Source organism: Mesobacillus maritimus (assembly GCF_019749255.1).
In the GTDB taxonomy this organism is placed as follows: Bacteria; Bacillota; Bacilli; order Bacillales; family Cytobacillaceae; genus Mesobacillus_B; species Mesobacillus_B maritimus_A.
The window spans coordinates 1-18,978 of sequence record NZ_JACWFH010000012.1 but is presented as its reverse complement, the minus strand read 5'-3'; the positions used below and the strand labels follow the sequence as shown (position 1 = coordinate 18,978).

Annotated in this window: 16 protein-coding genes; 9 read left to right on the top strand and 7 right to left on the bottom strand. The window is 40.2% G+C overall.

The annotated features are described in order from the left end of the window. Both H0185_RS10560 and H0185_RS10555 read right to left on the bottom strand, forming a co-directional pair. Positions 1-1,455, bottom strand: coding sequence for a sensor histidine kinase (locus tag H0185_RS10560; RefSeq protein ID WP_221873458.1), 1,455 nt, complete (start codon positions 1,453-1,455; stop codon positions 1-3). Continuing rightward, entirely contained in the window at positions 1,439-2,461 is a 1,023-nt protein-coding gene (locus H0185_RS10555) for a sugar-binding protein (protein WP_221873457.1), read from the bottom strand. The genes H0185_RS10560 and H0185_RS10555 overlap by 17 nt, the downstream gene beginning before the upstream one ends. Positions 2,462-2,965: 504 nt before the next feature. Between H0185_RS10555 and H0185_RS10550 the strand changes: the two genes are divergently transcribed. Further along, positions 2,966-3,517: a hypothetical protein gene (locus tag H0185_RS10550; RefSeq protein ID WP_343223128.1), complete on the top strand. Its 552-nt coding sequence runs from the start codon at positions 2,966-2,968 to the stop codon at positions 3,515-3,517. A gap of 41 nt (positions 3,518-3,558) precedes the next feature. On the opposite strand, the gene H0185_RS10545 is transcribed toward H0185_RS10550, so the two are convergent. Further along, a complete protein-coding gene (locus H0185_RS10545) occupies positions 3,559-4,965 on the bottom strand; it encodes a PQQ-dependent sugar dehydrogenase (RefSeq protein ID WP_221873456.1) in 1,407 nt (468 codons plus the stop codon). A 207-nt stretch (positions 4,966-5,172) separates the two neighbouring features. Between H0185_RS10545 and H0185_RS24445 the strand changes: the two genes are divergently transcribed. After that, positions 5,173-6,861 (top strand): hypothetical protein, encoded by a 1,689-nt coding sequence (locus H0185_RS24445; protein ID WP_221873455.1) that lies wholly within the window; start codon positions 5,173-5,175, stop codon positions 6,859-6,861. Positions 6,862-7,232: 371 nt separating this feature from the next. Next, positions 7,233-8,228, top strand: a complete 996-nt coding sequence (locus tag H0185_RS10535; RefSeq protein ID WP_221873454.1) for an N-acetylmuramoyl-L-alanine amidase — start codon at positions 7,233-7,235, stop codon at positions 8,226-8,228. Positions 8,229-8,312: 84 nt separating this feature from the next. Here the strand turns inward: H0185_RS10535 and H0185_RS10530 are convergent, their stop codons facing one another. The 3 genes from H0185_RS10530 to H0185_RS10520 all read right to left on the bottom strand — a co-directional run bounded on the left by H0185_RS10530 (position 8,313) and on the right by H0185_RS10520 (position 10,596). Next, positions 8,313-8,984 (bottom strand): DUF4956 domain-containing protein, encoded by a 672-nt coding sequence (locus tag H0185_RS10530; protein ID WP_221873453.1) that lies wholly within the window; start codon positions 8,982-8,984, stop codon positions 8,313-8,315. Positions 8,985-8,986: 2 nt separating this feature from the next. After that, on the bottom strand, positions 8,987-9,757 hold the full coding sequence (locus H0185_RS10525) for a polyphosphate polymerase domain-containing protein (RefSeq protein ID WP_221873452.1): 771 nt from the start codon (positions 9,755-9,757) through the stop codon (positions 8,987-8,989). A 425-nt stretch (positions 9,758-10,182) separates the two neighbouring features. Beyond that, positions 10,183-10,596 (bottom strand): hypothetical protein, encoded by a 414-nt coding sequence (locus tag H0185_RS10520; protein ID WP_221873451.1) that lies wholly within the window; start codon positions 10,594-10,596, stop codon positions 10,183-10,185. 140 nt (positions 10,597-10,736) lie between these two features. Here H0185_RS10520 and H0185_RS10515 point away from each other — a divergent pair, with 140 nt between their 5' ends. Further along, entirely contained in the window at positions 10,737-10,916 is a 180-nt protein-coding gene (locus H0185_RS10515; RefSeq protein WP_221873450.1) for a hypothetical protein, read from the top strand. A gap of 191 nt (positions 10,917-11,107) precedes the next feature. On the opposite strand, the gene H0185_RS10510 is transcribed toward H0185_RS10515, so the two are convergent. Beyond that, the gene (locus H0185_RS10510; protein WP_221873449.1) at positions 11,108-12,340 is read right to left on the bottom strand and encodes a hypothetical protein; all 1,233 of its coding nucleotides are present in this window, start codon (positions 12,338-12,340) and stop codon (positions 11,108-11,110) included. 695 nt (positions 12,341-13,035) lie between these two features. Between H0185_RS10510 and H0185_RS10505 the strand changes: the two genes are divergently transcribed. From H0185_RS10505 to H0185_RS10485, 5 genes are all read left to right on the top strand, one after another. Beyond that, positions 13,036-14,319: an ABC transporter substrate-binding protein gene (locus H0185_RS10505; RefSeq protein ID WP_221873448.1), complete on the top strand. Its 1,284-nt coding sequence runs from the start codon at positions 13,036-13,038 to the stop codon at positions 14,317-14,319. Between the two features lie 354 nt (positions 14,320-14,673). Next, positions 14,674-15,567: a carbohydrate ABC transporter permease gene (locus H0185_RS10500; protein ID WP_221873447.1), complete on the top strand. Its 894-nt coding sequence runs from the start codon at positions 14,674-14,676 to the stop codon at positions 15,565-15,567. A gap of 15 nt (positions 15,568-15,582) precedes the next feature. Then, positions 15,583-16,413, top strand: a complete 831-nt coding sequence (locus H0185_RS10495; protein ID WP_221873446.1) for a carbohydrate ABC transporter permease — start codon at positions 15,583-15,585, stop codon at positions 16,411-16,413. Between the two features lie 47 nt (positions 16,414-16,460). Continuing rightward, positions 16,461-17,408, top strand: coding sequence for a glycoside hydrolase family 43 protein (locus H0185_RS10490; protein WP_221873445.1), 948 nt, complete (start codon positions 16,461-16,463; stop codon positions 17,406-17,408). A 64-nt stretch (positions 17,409-17,472) separates the two neighbouring features. Then, positions 17,473-18,456, top strand: coding sequence for a LacI family DNA-binding transcriptional regulator (locus H0185_RS10485; RefSeq protein ID WP_221873444.1), 984 nt, complete (start codon positions 17,473-17,475; stop codon positions 18,454-18,456). The last annotated feature ends 522 nt before the right edge of the window (positions 18,457-18,978 follow it).

Sequence of the window (18,978 nt, the reverse complement as noted above, 5' to 3'; positions counted from 1 at the left end):
TTAGTCAACCTCCAACGTAAAATTTTTAGGAAATACTAACTCAATGGTGGTCCCTCTTCCAATCTCCGATTCAATGGAAATTCGTTCTTTTGATTGATAAAATAATTCTAATCGTCTAAATACATTTTTCACTCCTAAACCTGTGGAATGCCCAGTTGACCGTGACGTACTCGTAGATTTATCTAAAAGCATACGGTTGGTTTCAGGATCCATTCCAATTCCATTGTCCCTTATTTTCAACACAACATTATCCTCACGTGCGTACCCTTCGATTTCGATCACTCCTTTTTGCTCATACGGTTCAATTCCGTGAATAAACGCATTTTCTACCAAAGGTTGTAGGGTAAGAATCGGTAGCTTTAGAGATAAGCATTCATCGGAAACGTTTACAACAAAATCCACTCGGTCCTGGAACCTTGTTTTTTGAATGTAAAAGTACTCTTGAACCACACTAATCTCGTCTGCTAGAGTGACAGGTTTGTCCATTGATCCAAGATTATATCGTAGTAATTTTGAAATTGAGTTAATAAGTTTATAGATTTGTTCTGACCCATGAATCAGGGCATACTTTGAAATGGTATTCAGCGTATTAAATAAGAAATGAGGGTTGATTTGACTTTGTAGACTTTTCAATTCCATTTCTTTCAAAAGTTTTTCTTGTTCTGACTTTTCCTTTAGTTGACGTACATTATGTTCTAAATCTCGGCGCATTTTATTAAAGGTTTTCGATAAAAAGCCAATCTCATCGTTTGATTCAGGAAGGGTGGGGCCGTCTAATTTTCCCCGAGCTACTTCTCGAGCAGCATGTGTTAATCGATAAATGGGACGAGTAATATTTTGACTGAACAAATAAGTGATGATTAAACCAAAAGACAACGCGGCAATCGTCATAAACACCAAGGTAAGCTGCACATAGTCATTTCTTTTGTTAATCGCATTATAATAAGTCTGAAACATCGATAGGTCTTCATTTAATAGAGTTAAGGTCTGATCCTGAATAAAACCAATTAGCATGAAGGCTTCTTTTTGGCTTGCAGAATAAGCTTCGATGTCCCCCTCTAATAAAGAATAGACAGCAGAATCACTTTCTTCTATAAAGCTATCAATGATATTTTGGTAATTTTTCGTTTCGATAAAGTTGAGTTCATTTTGAAAGTTCGTTTCTAATCTGCTCTTTGCAGTGTTAAGTTCTTTACGGCTAGCTTGGTATTGGTCTAAATCGGTTGGAAGCTGCCTGATCAAAAAGGTTTCCATCGCTTCATACGTTTGTGCAGACTTTTGCGAAACATCGTTTAGCAAAAAAAAGCGTTCCTGAATGGTTGTATATTGCTGGATGGTTTGATTGTTATTGTAAACGACAAACAAGGAAAAGCTAATCATGATTAAAAATAAGATAATGAAAAAGAAGATGAATTTCGTTCTGACGGAAATGGATAGGTTAGGAAACGGTTTCATTCTCAACATCTTCTTTCGTTAAAATGCTTATTGGAGTATAAATATTGTCCTCAATTTCTTTCCCTTGAATAGTGTCCAGCAGTAAATTTACACCTGTGTATCCCATTTGGTAGGGTTCCTGCTTAAGAGCAGAATGAATTTCCCCTGTTTTTAATAGATCAATCGTTTCTTCAAGGACATCAAATGCGTAAACTCGTACCTCTGAGGCGTGGTTCGCTTTTTTAATCCCCTCAACAATGCCAAAGCTATCTAATGCGCTAGTCCCAAACATGATGGAAATATCCGGGTGGCTCTTCAACATACGATACGTTTTTTCAGCTCCCTGAATTTTACTTAAATTGGAACTTTCAATCGCGACCACTTGCATTCGATCTTCTGTCCCTATGGCATCAAGGAAGCCTTGTACTCGTTCTTCTAAATTGCTATTAATTAAATTTCCGTTCAAAATTCCAACCTTTGTTTTACCAGAGGTTTCCTCAAGCACGGTTACCCCCATCTCATAACCAGCCTGGTAATTGTCGGTACCAACATAAGTACGCTTATCATTATTCTCTATATCAGAATCCACATAGATAACCGGTATCCCACTTTCCACAGCTTTATTAATAACAGGCTCAAACTCGTGAGTGAGACCTTGCGTTAAAATTCCATCCACCTTCGAAGCGATAGCCATTTCAATTAGCTTAATATGATCATCCACATTCGTTTGTGCTGTACCCCAGAACTCAATTGTCACATCCTTCTCCCCAGCCGCAGCCTTTGCACCTGCATAAAGTTCCTGCAAATAAGGATTTTCTAACTCTTGTATGATCAGAACAAAATGCTTATCTCCCTCGCTCGCCACACCCTTTCCGTTCATAGGTGTCTCAATATGAATCGTCTCTTTAAAGAAATAGAAAGTCAGAATCACAGAAATAAACAAAACGATGATGAGGGAAGGGACAAGGGCCCCTTGAGGGACAAGAGTTCGATGGCTCAAGTTATAAAAGTGCTTTCGTGACTTCATCAGAAAAATCTCCTTCGATGTATGTGTTCCATAAGGGTCTTGGCAGAAAACGCTTTCCGTTCACCGCTTCCTCTAGTATAGAGGGGAGAAGGAGGTGGGACAAGGGGACAGGCACCATGTCCCAGAATTTTTTTTGATCTCAAGTTCCTAGGAAAAGTCAGACACTGTATTGCTCTGCTCTAAAATAGTTTTAATTGAAGGGAGGTACCAATAAAAAAACCTTCATCATCTCAATGAAGGACAATAGAGGGTAATTGGTAACTTAGTTAGGTGCTTATGACTACTACTACAACCAAGAAAAATCCCTAGCAAGAGTGTGGAGAGTACAAGTTTGAAAGATTCACATCTAAAATGAGCTAATTCCTAAAGAATTGTTTGGGCGTTTTGTCCCTAAGTCCTTGAAGAACTGGTACAAGGCACAACTCCCTCAATTTATGACTATCCCGCTTCTAACAAACCTGCCATATATTGTATCAATCGATTTATTTAAATGAGGTGGGCTATGTGAACGCAATTCCAGATGATATCCGATCTGTACAATTCGCTTTTTGTAAACATTCAAAAGGGAGGAGGCTTGTTACCTGCGCCTTTCTCGCATGTATGGCTACTATTCTTCAAGCAGCAGGTGGCTTTTTACCGGGAATCGGCTATATGATTAGCCCATTTGCCACTCTGCCAATTCTTATTGGCGCAATGTTTGCCTTACGGATGGGAGTGTTGTCTTACTCTCTTACCACCTTATTGCTTCTGATTCTGGTTCCAAGTGAATTATTTATTTTTCCTTTTACAACAGGGCTGTTAGGGATTGGAATCGGCGCGGCTTTTTCCCTTTTTAATAAAAAATCAAGCATTATTGTGACGGGAGCCAGCTTTTTAACGGTTGGGATAATGAGTCTGCTCTATCTATTCCATTATCCCGTTCTTGGTCCAGTATTATCTGGATCCTTTTCCTTCCGAGCTTCAGTTGGGATCTTTTTATTTTCCTTTTTTTATAGTTGGATTTGGGTAGAGATAGGATTATTCTTTTTTATAAAATTAAAGTCCATTTTCGCATAAGGAATCGGCCGAGTAAAAAAACTGGACTTACTGATAATATTTCAGGGAACAATCTCAAAAACTGTACCTTTGTAGGAATCTGTTACTCTCATTGATTCATAGACCCCTAAAAATAGCCTTGTTTGATGTTGATTCGCTCCCAAGCTAACATAATAGGCAGATTTAGTTCCATAATCATAATCGGTTTGGATTACTCGATAATCGTTTGGTCTGCCATCAGCTCTTATGGTGGTAAATGCCAAAGCCCCTCGCTGAGGGTGAGCATCTTTCCGAGCAAGATCGGTAAACACAAGTTTTCCGCTAAGAGCAGAAATGCTATTCCCGCTATAGGCTTGCACTCCGGTCAGAGCAGTTCCAGCAAACTTATCCGATCTAGGATCCTTATGAAAATAACTGGTTAAAGGGTGAAGACGACTTCCGGAAAGAGAGATTGCTTCATTGTAAAAAACCATTGTTTTCTCATCTAAATCTGAGGTTTCACTGCAACCTCTTACCAGAGCAGTTGGTAAATCACCTTCCCATCCTCGCCACCCAAGGTTGATCAATCCACTTTGGTCGGAATGAACATTCATTGCAGCCGCTTGAACAAGCTGAGTAACCAGTAGCGGTTTATAAGTTCTAAATGAAAAAATGGACTCGACCAACTCCTGACCAACATTGCCAACATATTTTCTATACTGCTGATGAAACCTTTGATAGGAAATACCAGGGATGTTGCGAACTCCTTTGACCATAACAGAGAGCGTTTCCTGGATAGGAATGGGAAGTTCATTAAAACGTGTCACAACCGGTGTTTGAAGGTCGGAGGGGTAGTTGTTAACATCGATTTCAATGATTTTACCGGCAATCTCTACATCATTCTGAGCTAGGTTAAAGGGATCAAAGCCAGAACCACCATCTCCGGTCGTTAACACTAGTTTTCCTGTCTCAGGTGAGAAGGTTAAGCTATTGACCCCGTTATGGTTTGAAAACGGGCGTCTCAAGTTAAGAAGTGCCCGGCGCTTTTGCGGTTGGCCATTTCTTTGAATCGTCCATTCTTCTACAGTATCAATATGATCAAAGTCCCTTTCTCGATTTTGCCAATGTAGGTTTAACGTATCAGGATCACACGGGTTCGGTTCAAAACCATCAGAAAGTGCACCAGGACCTTGTGTTCCAGCTACAGAATAATGAAGATAAAATAGACCATTTGAATAAAATTTAGGATGAAACGCAAGCCCCAGCAACCCCCGTTCATCATAGCCGCCTGAAGCACCTAATTTAATAATCCGCGAGGAAAGATCAACAAACGTTCTTACACTTCCGTTTCGTATGTAGAAAATTTCCCCCACCTGTGTAGCGACAAATATGCTTTCAATCGAATCACCCGGAAGAAAGGCTGTTTTGATCACAGTAGGCAAATTAAGCCTACTCACAACTGGCCGCAACCGAACCCTAACGTTCATCAATCCCATTCCACCCCTTCATAGCCTTTTTACAAAAAAGATATGTTTAAAGGAGGCCTATTAGTACGGGGACAAGGGGACAGGCACCTTGTCCCGTGCTTTGTAATTTTATTGTAAAGAATAGATGAACCTTATCGTTTCAACAAAAATTGGTTGTATGATTGTTGTAAAATTGATTAATTTTGCAGCGTATAGGGGATGGTGTAGTGAGTGTTTAGGCAAATATTCATTGTGATGTTGATGGTTCAGCTTTTGTTTTATGGAGGTTTTTCTAATTCTGTTCTGGCTCAGACTTCGAGCGCAATAGACGTTGAAAATCAGGAAGAGGGTCAGATTGGTAACGTTGCGATTGGCCAAGATCAGAAGATGGAAACAGGTAATCATACAGATTATATTGTTCAAAATCAAGACGTCACAGGTGAGGACGAACAGCATGTGTATGATGGTAATGAAGAATGGTCTCAAGAAAATAAGGATAATCACCCAATTAAACAAGAGCAATCCATTGAATTGGCTGTAGAACAAGGGCAAACAGTATCAGATGTTGACCAGGTAGAGGCAGAACAGGAACAGAACGTAACGGTAGAATCCAATCAGTTGTTGAAGGTTGAGCAGAAGAAAGCTCAAAGTCAGCATACAAAGATTGTGACAGACCAAAATCAATCTTTTAGCACAGAACATAAGACTGATTATCTTGAGCAAACGGTAGAAGCAGAAATACATACAGAACAAGAAAATCGGACCGATAAAATAGGAGACTCAAATGATTCTAGTCAAGACTCAACAATTCACGTTCGGCAGAGTCATCAATCTGAAACTTCAGGACAAGCTACGGTCCAGCAAAACCAAAGTGTGGAAGTACAAGCGGATTATGATCAAACAGAAGAGGAAGAGGGAAGGGTAACAGCAGCAACTTCAAATGGGTTAAAGGTTATTAAGGAAGTAACGCATTTTGTGGTGAGAATTTTTCAATCTATCATGGTCAATGATGAAGAAGTAGATTCCTTTGAGGAAGAACTGGTGGTTGACCATAATGAGGTCGAAAAAGAACAAAAGTATTCTCGCACTTTTGATTGGGGTTCTCTATCAATCTTAAACAAAGTTCGGGTTAATCAAAACAATGATTCTGATTTGCAATCGTCGTTAGAAAGTATTATTGATCTAAATTTCTTTGCTCATTACAACAAAAACGATGATGACGAAGATATTCCGGGTAAAGAGAGCCCAGAACGGCCCGAGGATGAAGGACCGAAGGAGGAAGTTCCAGCTGCACCTGGAAAAGAAGGGTTAAATGAGGAAGCTCCAGGAACATCTGGAGAAGAAGGACCGAATGAAGAAGTTCCGACAACTGGAGAAGGAAGCTCATCAGAAAATAACCCCCAATCATCAGAGAAATATTCAAAAAGTATAAACCTTTCTAAAGGAGATACTCCAATCGTTCGAAATAAGTCTATCAACCATGATTGGGACAACGATGGTGTACCCAATCAATTAGAGATTCATAAGTTTAAAACAAACCCTTACAAAGCGGATACTGATGGAGATGGGTTAAGTGACCATTTTGAAATCGTCTTTCATTCTGAAATTAGTTTCCTATTTACTTTAGAATGCATGGAATATGATTGGAAACACTTTGTCTCTGACAGTGGTGATAACATAAGTGAAGAAGAGAAAGAGAAACAAAAGCATATTAAGTTAAATCCATTAATTTCCGATACAAATAACAATGGGATCCTTGATCATGAAGAAGACTTTGATCAAGATGGGCTGAACCATGAGAAGGAACAAGAGAAAGAAACCAATCCATATATAAACAATGAGAATGGACAGTATTATGGTCCATCGGGGGTTGAATTCTATATATCCGCTTTAAATGGGGAACTAATTAGTGAATGCTGAACAAGCTAGTGATGAAACGATAATATGATATATAGAAGAAAGAGGTAAACATTCTTTTTATATCTTGAATGTTTACCTCTTTTTAATAGGGAGTATATGGTGAAATATTCAATTCATCCATTGTTTATGTATTAATTCTAGCAAGCTTTCATCTATTAATAGAAACACAGTTGCTTATGAGGAAGGTATCATATTCCGACTGAGCCAGGATAGCGTCCCAACTTCATCTCTCTTCTGCAGGTATAAAAGTGAGATATCCTGTGTCGGTTTATCACGGCTTGCTAAAGTGGTAATTGTTGGTTTTCATTTAAAAGCCCACGACGTCATCTTTCCTCCTACATAGGTATGAGATAGAAGGAGTCGATGCTAATATGGTGAAAATTTTTATTGACCCTGGCCACGGCGGTACAGATTCAGGTGCTGTGGGGAATGGGCTACAGGAAAAGAATTTGACGTTGCAGATTGCAAAAAGGATGCAACAACTGTTGCTAACATATGAAAATGTCCAAGTGAAGTTAAGTCGTGAAACAGACAAACCGTTGTCTCTTCGGCAACGGACAGATATGGCGAATAATTGGAATGCTGACTACCTGATATCGGTACACATCAACGCTGGAGGAGGAAATGGATTTGAGACATTTATTTTTCCCGGCATTGGTGGGATGACCAAAAGAAACCAAGATATCCTCCATGCGGAAGTAATGAAGGAATTAGATGGTGTGCGTGATCGTGGAAAGAAAACTGCTGACTTTCATATGCTACGTGAAAGTAGAATGGATGCAATTTTAACGGAAAACTTGTTCATAGACAACTCAGGCGATGCTGCGAAGCTTAAAATGAGTTCCATTATTAATAAGATTGCTCAGGGGCATGTAAATGGGGTGGTCAAATCATATGGTTTGAGAAAAAAGGAAGTAGCTAAACCAGCGCCAGCAAAACCGGCACCAACGCCAACGCCGAAACCAGCACCAGCAAAACCGGCACCAATCCCAACGCCGAAACCGGCGCCAGCAAAACCGGCACCAACGCCAACGCCGAAACCAGCGCCAGCAAAACCGGCACCAACCCCAGTGCCGAAACCAGTGCCTGCTAAGCCAACGCCAACACAATCTAACGGAGGATCGGCTTTGTTGGATAAGGCAATTGTGATAGGTAGTTATCCAGATTTTGCGTCAGCTGAACTGTTAGCCGCCAGTTTAAAAGCACCAATTTATACAAGAGCGGCACTGCCAAACGGCAAGGTTGCCAAAGAATTGTATGTGGTTGGCGGTTCAACTAGTGGTTTGCAAGCAGATAAGATTATTTCCTTAACCGGAAAAGACCGTTTTGAAGTGGCAGCGGCCGTAGCAGAGTTTTTGAATCGGTAAGTGGTTTGGTTCGGTTACCTATGCGTTGTGATTCTAAAAAGGTGAAGACAGGTCCCTGGGACAAGGGACCTGTCCCTTTGTCCCTTAATACTTCTTCTCCAAGTAAGAAAGGGAAACTTGCAGATTGGCATTGCGTTCGCGGATTCTATCTAGCAAATCTTTATCCTTTGTTTCTTCTTTACTACGAATATCAAATGTATAGCGAATCATGGTTCCGAGGTTGGTGGTTTCTACTTGGCGAAGAATATAACTATTCGTATGGGATACAAGAATGTCATCAAACAAATTTTCGTGATTCAAATTTTCAGGGACCGTTACTTTTAACACTTGAGTATCTCGGCCTTTCCCATAATCGAATTTATAAAGTAGGTAAAAAACCAAACTTGCCATAACAGTTAACATGATGGCCAGGCTGATTTGAAACAAACCACAAGTCATCCCGACACATAAACCAAAGAAGATATAGGCAATGTCTTTCGCGTCAGTCACGGCACTACGGAAGCGAATCAGTGAAAAGACGGCAAATAAACCGAATGCGACGCCTGCGTTTCCACTTACAACATTCATCACGACAGAAACAACCACACTCATCATCACAATCGTGTGTACAAAGGACTGGGAATAATGTTCCCCTGTAAAAGTGATTTGGTATACCTTCGTAATAATCAAGCTTAATCCTGTGGCTGCAATCATCGCTAAAAAACTCATCCATATCGTTTGTTCCCCAGCGGAACCAAATGTTAGTAATTCATTCATGGTTATCTTCCTCCTACTAATACGGCTTCTTTTATAGCTTCATTTAGAACCGGGAGTGTTTCCCCCTTTAATAGTTCCAAGCTTGTGCAGAATTTTGAGGCACTACGTTGCTCGCATTCTAGTGATTGCAGAATACGTGCCAACCATAACGGAACACTGTGTGTTACTTTCACCTCAAGGACGACAAGATCTGGATCAATAAAGTTCTGACCGTATGACCCATTTTCAATCCTCAGGTCCTCGTTCCGGCAACGCAAATTCAAGTCAAAGGTCACCCGTAAATCGGGATCCGTTATGCAATGAAAGGCGTGACGATCATAGCTAACGACCATCTCGGGTCTTAAATCATAGTATTTTCGAAAATAATCAATCTCCTTCATGATTTGCGGATTGGAGACATCGTAATAAACTGGTGACGCATGTTCATAGGGCGAGTTTAGATAGTGATAAGCCTGGACTAGCGGAATCCCTGTGCGTCTTTTGTTGACGACCTTATTATGCTTTTGCTTGATTTCAAAAAAAGCAGTTCCATTTAAGTCGGTATCGTTATAGATTCGTAGTCTCAACTTTTGGCGAAACTTTAATTTATTCTTTACCTCATAATAAATTTTGTTCTCTGGATTCTCAAAATACAGACTTGTCACCGTATACCTTCCTTGGTCGCCAAACTTATCGTAGCGCATATACGGTCCCATCATTTCGACCAGCAATTCATATTGCTTGCGTGTAATCAAATACTTCTGCTCTCTGCGACTAAACACTTCTAAAGCCATCTCGTTGTTCCTCCCACTCTTTCTTTTTTCTAAGTTCATATCCTTAAGTTCATATCCTTAAGTTCATATCCTTATATTACCGGTTGACAATGAGTATATATGGTGAAGGAAATGAGAAGTTGATGAGAAGTGGGGAACGGTAACTTTCACCATCCAAGTGTTGTCACAGAGCTGGAAAAAAGGTTTAGCAATTAGTAATGAATTGAGGAGACCGAAAGCAAAAGGAGGAAGGTTCTTGGATTTTTACCTAATTGGTAGGAGATCGCTTTTTTTGCGGGCCAACTGTAGAGGAATATAGAAGGAAAATGATCATTTATTTTTTTAGGGTATTAGCCCCTTAAACCTACACTCCAATTGTTAGATCATGTTGTCTAACAATTGGGTGCAGTTCAAACCATATCCCGAGGTTTTATCTTAAGTATTCATTACTGAGACAATGAACCTCTGTCTCTATCAAAAACGGAGGAAAATTGAAACGAATGAACCTGAACCATTTGATTTTGAAGGGATGGTCCGCCTTCAATGGAGGCTTGAAAGTGGTATACGCTAGTTGTGTTGCTTTGGGATTGTATGAGAGTAGCAGCATCTTCCGTCTTCGTACTTTGTTCCATCAAGCCTGAACCTTTGGTTTCTTGTTTTAGTTCCGTTGAGTCGGTCGTTAGTTTGCTGTCTACATCCATGTTCAGTTCACTACTTTGTGTGGCAGTCGCTTCACCTTTAGATTGTCCATTTTGAAGTTGGTGGCTTCTCATATTGACGGAGTGTCTTTGCAGAGAGCTAGCGGCACCTTTGAATTCATTCTTGAACGTGTCCATTTTATTTCTTTTTATCTCCATCATTTTTTCCCAACCTTCATTTGATTGAACAAGGAAGCTCAAACAGCGTTACACAGGTTCAATTAGGATCTAATGATGATCAAAATCAAAATTCAGAAGTGATCACTAGCCAAACATCTAATTCTACTGGTGATAACAATGCAGTGGCACAAACAAGTACGAATGATACAACTCAAATGCAAAATGTTGCGGAAGGAATTGACGCCGCGCAAAACCAGAGCTCTGATGTCACAACAACACAATCTGCGATTTCAGTAGGCGATGACGTAAACCAAAATCAATCTTCCAGCTTTACCATCGTTCAAGGTCAATCTGCAAACTAAGGTGATTTCACTTATTTCAGCTCCATCTAGTTTTTTATTGGATGGAGCTTTCTACATTCAAATGAAAAACACATTAAGGGGGAAACGATCATTGTTTAAAAAAGTAATTGGGGCATTTATCGTTGCTTCAGTCTTAAGCATTAGTTTCAGCAGTGTTGCAAGTGAGGCAAGTGAGTGGAATCAGTCTTCTATCAAAAAGGAGCACTAGCACCTTGTCCATTCATAGTAGAAGAACCTTGGTTTTGAACCGTTTCATTTAGGCCCAATTGGTTTTGGTCTAAGCCGTTATAAACATATTGATCGTGATGAATCTCATCACCGGCTACTACTCCACTTTGTTCGGTTGCATTTGAAGAACCTTGTGATTGATAAGCACCAGAATATCCTGCTTGCGTTTGAGTTGTATCTGTTTCACCATATTCAATCAAGTAGTTTCCATTGCCAGTTACATCCGCACCTTGACCTGTAAGGTTTGTTGAAGCTTGGTCTTGATGAACATTTCCGACTTCTCCAGTTTGATTTTGATGATTAAAATTGTAAGAAGATTGGTCAGCATCGTTCTGATTGCCAGCAACAGTCGTTATTTGTTCTGACACATTATCTGCTAGTTGATCTTGTGTCATTTCACTTCCAGACGCTTCTTGCCCTTGAATTGTTCCATTGTAGATATCTTGGAAAGGATAGTTCCCGTTCCCTGTAGTTTGTTGATTTTGGATGTGGGTGTCATATGCGCCTTGAAGTTGATGAATAAGATCCCCATCTGCACTTTGGCTCGCATCCGAATCATTGTAGGCGAATTGATCTTGTGTATTTCCATTTCCAGTATTACTTTGGTTTTGGGTATTGGATTTAAGCGAGTCTTGAATTTGACTAAGGCGAGAACCGAAACCTGCCTTTAGTTGATCAATTTCACTTAAAATATCTTGTGTCTGGCTATTGTTTGTCCCAATTGTATATTGGGTTTGAGCATTTTCATTAAAGGATAATTGATCTTGAATCAACTCATTTCCATCACCTGTTTGGTCTTGAAGTTCGACAATATCCGTCGCTTGATCTTGTTCATTCTCTTCGCTCTGACCAGCTTGTTCTAGTGTGGAGAAGCTATCAGATGCTTGTGTTTGCATGATTTGATTTCCTTTTGCAGTTGACATTTGTTCTGCCCAAAGAGCTAAACGTTGTTTTTGAACGGCCTTTTTTGACTGGATATTTTGTAAGACATTTGCAAAGTCGTTATCAGTTTGATCTTGATAAATCAATTGACCTTTGTTCACCCGATCCTGAAAACCATATTTAGTTGTTTCTTGATCTTGGTCAACTGCCGCAAATGCAGAAGTAGTACTGAACAGCGAGCCTGCGATCACGCTAACACCAACAATCTTCTTCCAATTGAGTACGTTTTTCATCTCAGTCATTTTCTTGTTCATCGCTCTTGTAATACCTCCAATAAAAATAGTAGTAAAAGCATTTGTAGTATAAGTCTTCAAAGCTAGAATAAAAAAATAGGATTGATCCGCATTAACTCGTTATTAAACTCTTTTTCCTCTGAAATGCTAGATTATTCTCCATTTTCCATAGATACCATATATTTACAAAACCTTATCAATCTTTACACCAGCTCAATTATTTTTACAAACGATCAACACAAAGGTGGGACAAGGGGACAGGCACTGTGTCTTACTAGGTAGGGGATGACAATTTATCATCCAATATGTTGAGGGCTCTTCTGTTTAATAGAGTACGAATTAGAGAAAGAACAAATCACTGAAAGAAATTGATAGGGTAACTTTAATGCATCATAACCGCTATGCCAAAACAGGTGTGGTGAGGTTACACCGGTAAGAAGTGTTATGGGGGAAATGAGAATTAGTCAATCTTTTTATTTCATCTTAAGAGACAGATAGAGTCAATACACTCTATACGAATTACAACCTATTACGTTAAAAACCTTTTAGTAAAATAACCTGTTTATTACCGCGGTTAATTTACTAAAATATTTAGTTAAAATTTTAGTAAAAAATATTGACTGTTCTACATGTATATACTATTATTACGTTGAAGGCGCTTTCACATTCATGTGTGTTGAAAGTAACAATGGGATAATAGAAAGGGGAACCACAGCATGAAAAAAATATCAAAGTGGCTCGCACTAGTAGTAACTGTATTTTTAGTATTAGCTGGTTGTTCAGGAGGCGGAGATTCCTCTGAAAAGTCAGGAAAAGGCGAAAATGGAAAAGTTCAGATTTCCTTCATCAATGGCTTTACTGGTGGCGACGGAGCTTATATGAAAAAGATTACCGACGCTTTCAACGCTTCACAAGATAAGTATGAAGTAGTGGAATTACAAGAAAAAGACCATTATACAAAATTCAAATCCGGCAATTATGACCTTGTAGTGATCCACGGTAATAATCTTGAAACATATAAACAAGATGGGTTAATTCAAGACATCACACCAGTTCTTGAAAAGGCTGGTATTAGTGAAGCTGACTTTCATCAAGCAGGGATCGATGCGGTAAAACTAGACGATGCGATGTATGCTGTTCCGCTTGATATCCATCCTTTAACAATGTTCTACAACAAAGAATTTGTAAAAGAAGCACCAAAAACATATGAAGATTTAGTAAAACTTAACGGTGAGCTACAAGCTCAAAGTAAGGATCTTTATGCTTTAGGCGTCCCTTCAAGTGGCTTAGTTGAATTCTATATGCTTATGATTGCTGCCCAAAATGGAATTGATATCGACAAAGATGGGTACATGAATTTTGCTCAACCAGAGTATGCAGACGCGTTAATGCAATTCCATGACATGATTTGGAAAGATAAAGTTTCACCAGCTGGTCTTGGTTTAGATGGTGAGTTCCAAACGTTTATGAAAGAAGCACAAGAAGGAAAAGCATATCAAACTGCTGTAGCCCTTACAGGACCTTGGTTCTACGGTGGTGCAAAAGAAAAGTATGCTGATAACCTAGGAGTTGCGCCAATTCCACAAATTGGTTCACAGGCTGGTGCCTATGGAAACTCCCACACAATCGCTCTTCCTACAAATGTAAAAGATGAAGAAAAACTAGCTGGTATTGCAGAATACTTGAAGTTTATGTATACACCTGAAAACTTAATTAACTGGGCAGATGGTGGACAAGCTCCAGTACATTTAGCAACATTAGAAAAAATCAGCGCAGATCAAGATACGTACCAAATTGCGTACCAGAACTCTCAACAGTTCGATGATTATGTAAGTGCTCCGCAAGTGTACCAATTCGGAGAGCAAATGCGTTATATGAATGAATCTGTATTTAGTAAATTGGTTACGACTGAAAAGATCACAAAAGACGATTTAATGAAAGAATTAGAGCAAGCAACCGAAATGGCGAAACAAATTGCTGCTACTGCTCCACAGCAGTAAGGATAAACAGGGAGAATGGCTCACTGGCCATTCCTTCCTCTATATAAGCAAGGGTATAAGTTAAACATAGAGAATTGTCTTGCTCCAGCGCCCTAGCGGCTAGTGTCCTTCGCTCTCCGCCCTACGATAAGTCAAGCACGAATGCGCTAACGCTCTTCGTGTTTCCTTTATCTCAGTTGGAGGGCTCCAGGCCATACGCTGCTGAACAGGGCGATTGCGCATTTCTCATAACTTTGAAGACAAGGAAAGAGTGGTGATGTCTTGAGACAGAATCCACTCTTTATTTTCTAATAGAGAAAGATAATTGAAACAAAAGGGAAAGGACGAAGTGTTCTTTCGAATGGAGGACAAACGATGTATAAAGGAGCTTCCTATAAAATCTGGTCGGTACTGATGGTTTCCCCATTTGTCATTTTCTTCTTGCTATTTTGGGCGCTACCATTAGGGTTGGGCATATGGATCAGTTTCCACAACTGGAACGTTTCTGCGGGGAATTTAGGCTTTGTTGGCCTTGATAACTATAAGATGATTCTCACGTCCGGCACAATTTACAATAATTTATTTATCACTGGTTTAAAAAATACACTGTATTTCGTTGTGATTAGTGTTCCGCCCTTGGTGCTCATTGCCTTAGGTTTAGCATTAATTATTGACAATCTTCCTGATAAGTTCAAAACCATTTATCGAACGATCTTCTTTATTTCTTATTCCATATCCGTAACAGCTGTATCTGCCATTTTCCTTTGGCTCTTTAACAATAACGGTGGATTTGTCAATAATGTCTTGATGTCTCTAGGGATGAAGGATGCGGTAAACTGGCTCGGTGAACAACCTTATGCCTGGTTAACGATTTTAATTGCAACCGTTTGGTGGACCATTGGTTTTAACATGATGCTGTTTATTAATGCATTGAATGAAGTGGACAGCTCCTTATATGAGGCCGCTGATCTAGATGGAGCAGGTGCATGGGCGAAGTTTCGATATGTCACGTATCCTCAGATTAAAAATGTAGGCTTCTTCATTGTCATTATGACGGTGATTGCTTCCTTTAACCTCTATGGACAAACCCGTTTGATTACCAATGGTGGTCCGGAACAATCAACGAACTCTCTCATCATGAATATTCAAACATCCGTATTTGGGATGAATCAGCTTGGTATTGGTTCTGCTATGGCCCTGTTAATGGGTATTATTATGACCGTCATTCTCGGTTTTCAATACTGGTTGAACTACCGAAAGAAAGACTAAAAGGAAGTGATGAAGATGAAAAGATCAACGCGTAAAGCGATCCCGCTCTTAACCTTGGCGACTATCATTGCAATATTATTCCTCTTGCCGCTCATCTGGATGGTGTTTACTTCTTTTAAAACATTGAGTGAGTCAATGGCGAGTTCAAGTATTTTACCGCAAGTTTGGACGTTGGAAAATTATACCGGCATATTCTCTTCTGTGACAGAAGCACCGATTTTCCGCTGGTTATTTAATACAACTTTCATCACAGCAATTGGAACGATTATCGTAGTAGTTGTCGACATTCTAGCTGCTTACGCATTAGCACGATTAAATGTTCCTGGTAAAAAAGTGATTTTAGGAATGATTTTCGCGGCATTGGCGGTTCCTGGTATCGTTACCTTGTTCCCAGCCTTCTACATGTTTAAAGAGGTAGGACTATTAGATAGTTATATTCCGCTCATTATGCCTTATACGGCAAGTACAATGGGGGTTTTCTTGGTTTACAATTTCCTATTGTCGTTCCCGAAAGACTTGGAGGAAGCAGCCTATCTAGATGGAGCTTCTCAATGGCAAATTCTATACCATGTTATTTTTCCGGCGATTAAACCAGTTGCGATGACACTGGCTGTTATTACCTTCCTAGCAATCTATAATGACTACCTATGGCCATCTCTTGTCACCAATTCAAATGAGATGAAGACGATTACGCTAGGGATTGCGACGTTGATTCAAGGCTCCAATTTCGTCAACCCAGCAAAAATGATGGCTTCAACCGTGATTGCGACGATTCCAGCCGTTGTTATCTTCTTATTGGCCAATAAACATATTGTGAAAAGTGTAACCAATACCGGAATCAAATAGGATTGGACGGAAGCGCTAGCTACCCTATAAAATAGAAGGTGAGTAAGATGGAAGTAGGATTCAGAAGTGTTAAAAAGGTAAAAAGAGACCAGATTCATATGAGAGATCCCTTTATTTTTACCTCTCATGAAGAACAAAAATATTATCTGTTTGGAACAACCTTCGCCGATGGGTGTGGCGACAAGGACCCAATCTTTGAAGTGTATGTAGGCGATAATCTTGAAGAGTGGGAAGGACCTTATGTTGCTTTTGACCCACCGAAAGGGTTCTGGGGAGTACGGCATTACTGGGCGCCAGAAGTGTTCGAAATCGATGGTCGTTTTTATATGTTCGCTTCGTTTAAAGGTGGAATTGGTGAACATCGCGGAACCGGAATTCTCGCTGCGGATCATCCAGCGGGTCCATATGTTCCTCATAGTGAAGGGTCCATTACACCAAACGGGTGGGAATGCCTAGACGGGACTTATTATCAAGATGAAAATGGAGAGCGATGGATGGTCTTTTGCCATGAATGGACGCAACTTCATGAGGGCAGGATCAAGGCAATTCGTTTATCAAAAGACCTGAAAACAGCAGTTGGCGAGCCGATTGAAATTTTAAATGCAGCGGACATGCCATGGATTCGGAAATTTGGTGATCCGCGTATTGAGAAAACTGGATATCTAACAGATGCACCATTTTTATATAAAGCGAAGAATGGTGAGTTAATTCTCCTGTGGTCTAGCTATTCAGTCCCGAACTACGGAGACGAAGGCCTTGGCGGTTATACCGTTGCCATTGCAAGGTCGAAGAATGGGGATATGACCGGGGAGTGGGAGCATGATGAGAAGTTATTGATGGATCGAAATGCAGGGCACTCAAGTCTATTCCGTGACCTAAAGATGCAACTTCATCTTTGCACCCATTATCCAGATACCCCTCATGGTAGTGAACGACCGTTCTTTATTAAAGTAGAGGAAATTGAGAACGGATTAAAGTTAACGGAAGGCCTATAATGCTTATCAAGCCTCTCCTTTATTGAGAGGTTCCGTTTTTTATAAAAATCAGAAGGAGAGTACGATGGCGACAATTAAAGATATTGCCGAAAAAGTTGGCGTCTCGATTGCAACTGTGTCAAGGGTACTCAATCATGATGCCAGTTTATCGGTTGGAGAAGAAACAAAGCAACGTGTGTTTGAAGTAGCGGAAGCGTTGAACTATCGGAAAAAAGCAGCCAAGAAACCAACTTCCTATAAAGTGGCGATTGTCACCTGGTACACCGAAGAGGAAGAACTAGATGATATGTATTACCACTCCATCCGTTTAGGTGTTGAAAACCGCTGCGAGGCCTTAAACATACAGACAACGAAATTGTTGATGGAGAATTTAAAAGTAACAGAAGAAATTCAGGGCATTATCGCTATTGGAAAATTTAGTTTGAAACAAGCGCTTGAATTGCGGAAGCAGTCGGAGAATATTGTGTTTGTTGATTCTTCACCGGATGAAGACCAATTCGATGCTGTTTTAAGTAATTTTTATCGTGCAACAGAAAATGTTCTGCAATACTTTCTAGACCATGGTCATAAAAAAATCGGGTATATTGGCGGAAGAGAAACGTTTAAAGACCAGACAGCGGTGATTGAGGATCCGCGTAGGATTAGCTTTGAACGGTTTCTGATGAATAAAGACCTTTATGATCCATCGCTAGTTTACATGGGTAGTTTCTCGGTCAACGATGGCTATGGGTTGATGAAGCAAGCGATCGCTGAACATGAAAATCAACTGCCATCTGCCTTCTTCTTGGGGAATGATTCGATGGCGATCGGTGCACTTAAAGCGCTTCATGAAGCTCAGGTGTCTGTCCCAGACCAAGTAAGTGTTATTGGTGTCAATGATATTAGTGTTTCGAAATATCTTCACCCACCACTCAGCACCGTAAAAATCTTCACAGAAGTCATGGGTGAAACTGCAGTTGACTTGCTACTAGAAAAGCTTGACGATCGAAAAATTACTAAGCAAGTCATTCTTTCAACCAAGTTAGAAATACGCGAGAGCAGTAAGTAAAAAAGAGGCGATTCTCAAGATTATTGGGAAAGGCCTCTTTTTTTGTTTGAGTGACTGAACCGAAGGATGCGTTGACTGGTTTAATGTGCCTGGAATTTTATTGAGATTAGAGAATCGGATGCCTTCAGACAGAGCAGGCGAGAAAAAGGAGGACTGAGTCCGAATAGAGGTTGCCTTCGGACAGGAGAGGCAGGGAAAGGGAGGACTGAGTCCGAATAGAGGTTGCCTTCGGACAGGAGAGGAGAGAAAAAGGAGGACTGAGTCCGAATAGAGATTGCCTTCGGACAGAGCAGGCGAGAAAAAGGAGGACTGAGTCCGAATAGAGATTGCCTTCGGACAGGAGAGGCAGGGAAAGGGAGGTTTGAGTCTGAATAGAGGTTGCCTTCGGACAGAGCAGGCGAGAAAAAGGCGGGCTGAGTCCGAATAGAAGTTGCCTTCGGACAGAGTAGGCAAGAAAAAGGAGGACTGAGTCCGAATAGAGGTTGCCTTCTATAAATGTCAATGTAATCATGTACATTTTTG

Coding starts and splice junctions, on each gene's coding strand:
- H0185_RS10560 (WP_221873458.1), bottom strand. CDS start 1,455: ATGAAACCGTTTCCTAACCTATCCATTTCCGTCAGAACGAAATTCATC.
- H0185_RS10555 (WP_221873457.1), bottom strand. CDS start 2,461: ATGAAGTCACGAAAGCACTTTTATAACTTGAGCCATCGAACTCTTGTC.
- H0185_RS10535 (WP_221873454.1), top strand. CDS start 7,233: ATGGTGAAAATTTTTATTGACCCTGGCCACGGCGGTACAGATTCAGGT.
- H0185_RS10530 (WP_221873453.1), bottom strand. CDS start 8,984: ATGAATGAATTACTAACATTTGGTTCCGCTGGGGAACAAACGATATGG.
- H0185_RS10525 (WP_221873452.1), bottom strand. CDS start 9,757: ATGGCTTTAGAAGTGTTTAGTCGCAGAGAGCAGAAGTATTTGATTACA.
- H0185_RS10520 (WP_221873451.1), bottom strand. CDS start 10,596: ATGATGGAGATAAAAAGAAATAAAATGGACACGTTCAAGAATGAATTC.
- H0185_RS10510 (WP_221873449.1), bottom strand. CDS start 12,340: ATGAACAAGAAAATGACTGAGATGAAAAACGTACTCAATTGGAAGAAG.
- H0185_RS10505 (WP_221873448.1), top strand. CDS start 13,036: ATGAAAAAAATATCAAAGTGGCTCGCACTAGTAGTAACTGTATTTTTA.
- H0185_RS10500 (WP_221873447.1), top strand. CDS start 14,674: ATGTATAAAGGAGCTTCCTATAAAATCTGGTCGGTACTGATGGTTTCC.
- H0185_RS10495 (WP_221873446.1), top strand. CDS start 15,583: ATGAAAAGATCAACGCGTAAAGCGATCCCGCTCTTAACCTTGGCGACT.
- H0185_RS10490 (WP_221873445.1), top strand. CDS start 16,461: ATGGAAGTAGGATTCAGAAGTGTTAAAAAGGTAAAAAGAGACCAGATT.
- H0185_RS10485 (WP_221873444.1), top strand. CDS start 17,473: ATGGCGACAATTAAAGATATTGCCGAAAAAGTTGGCGTCTCGATTGCA.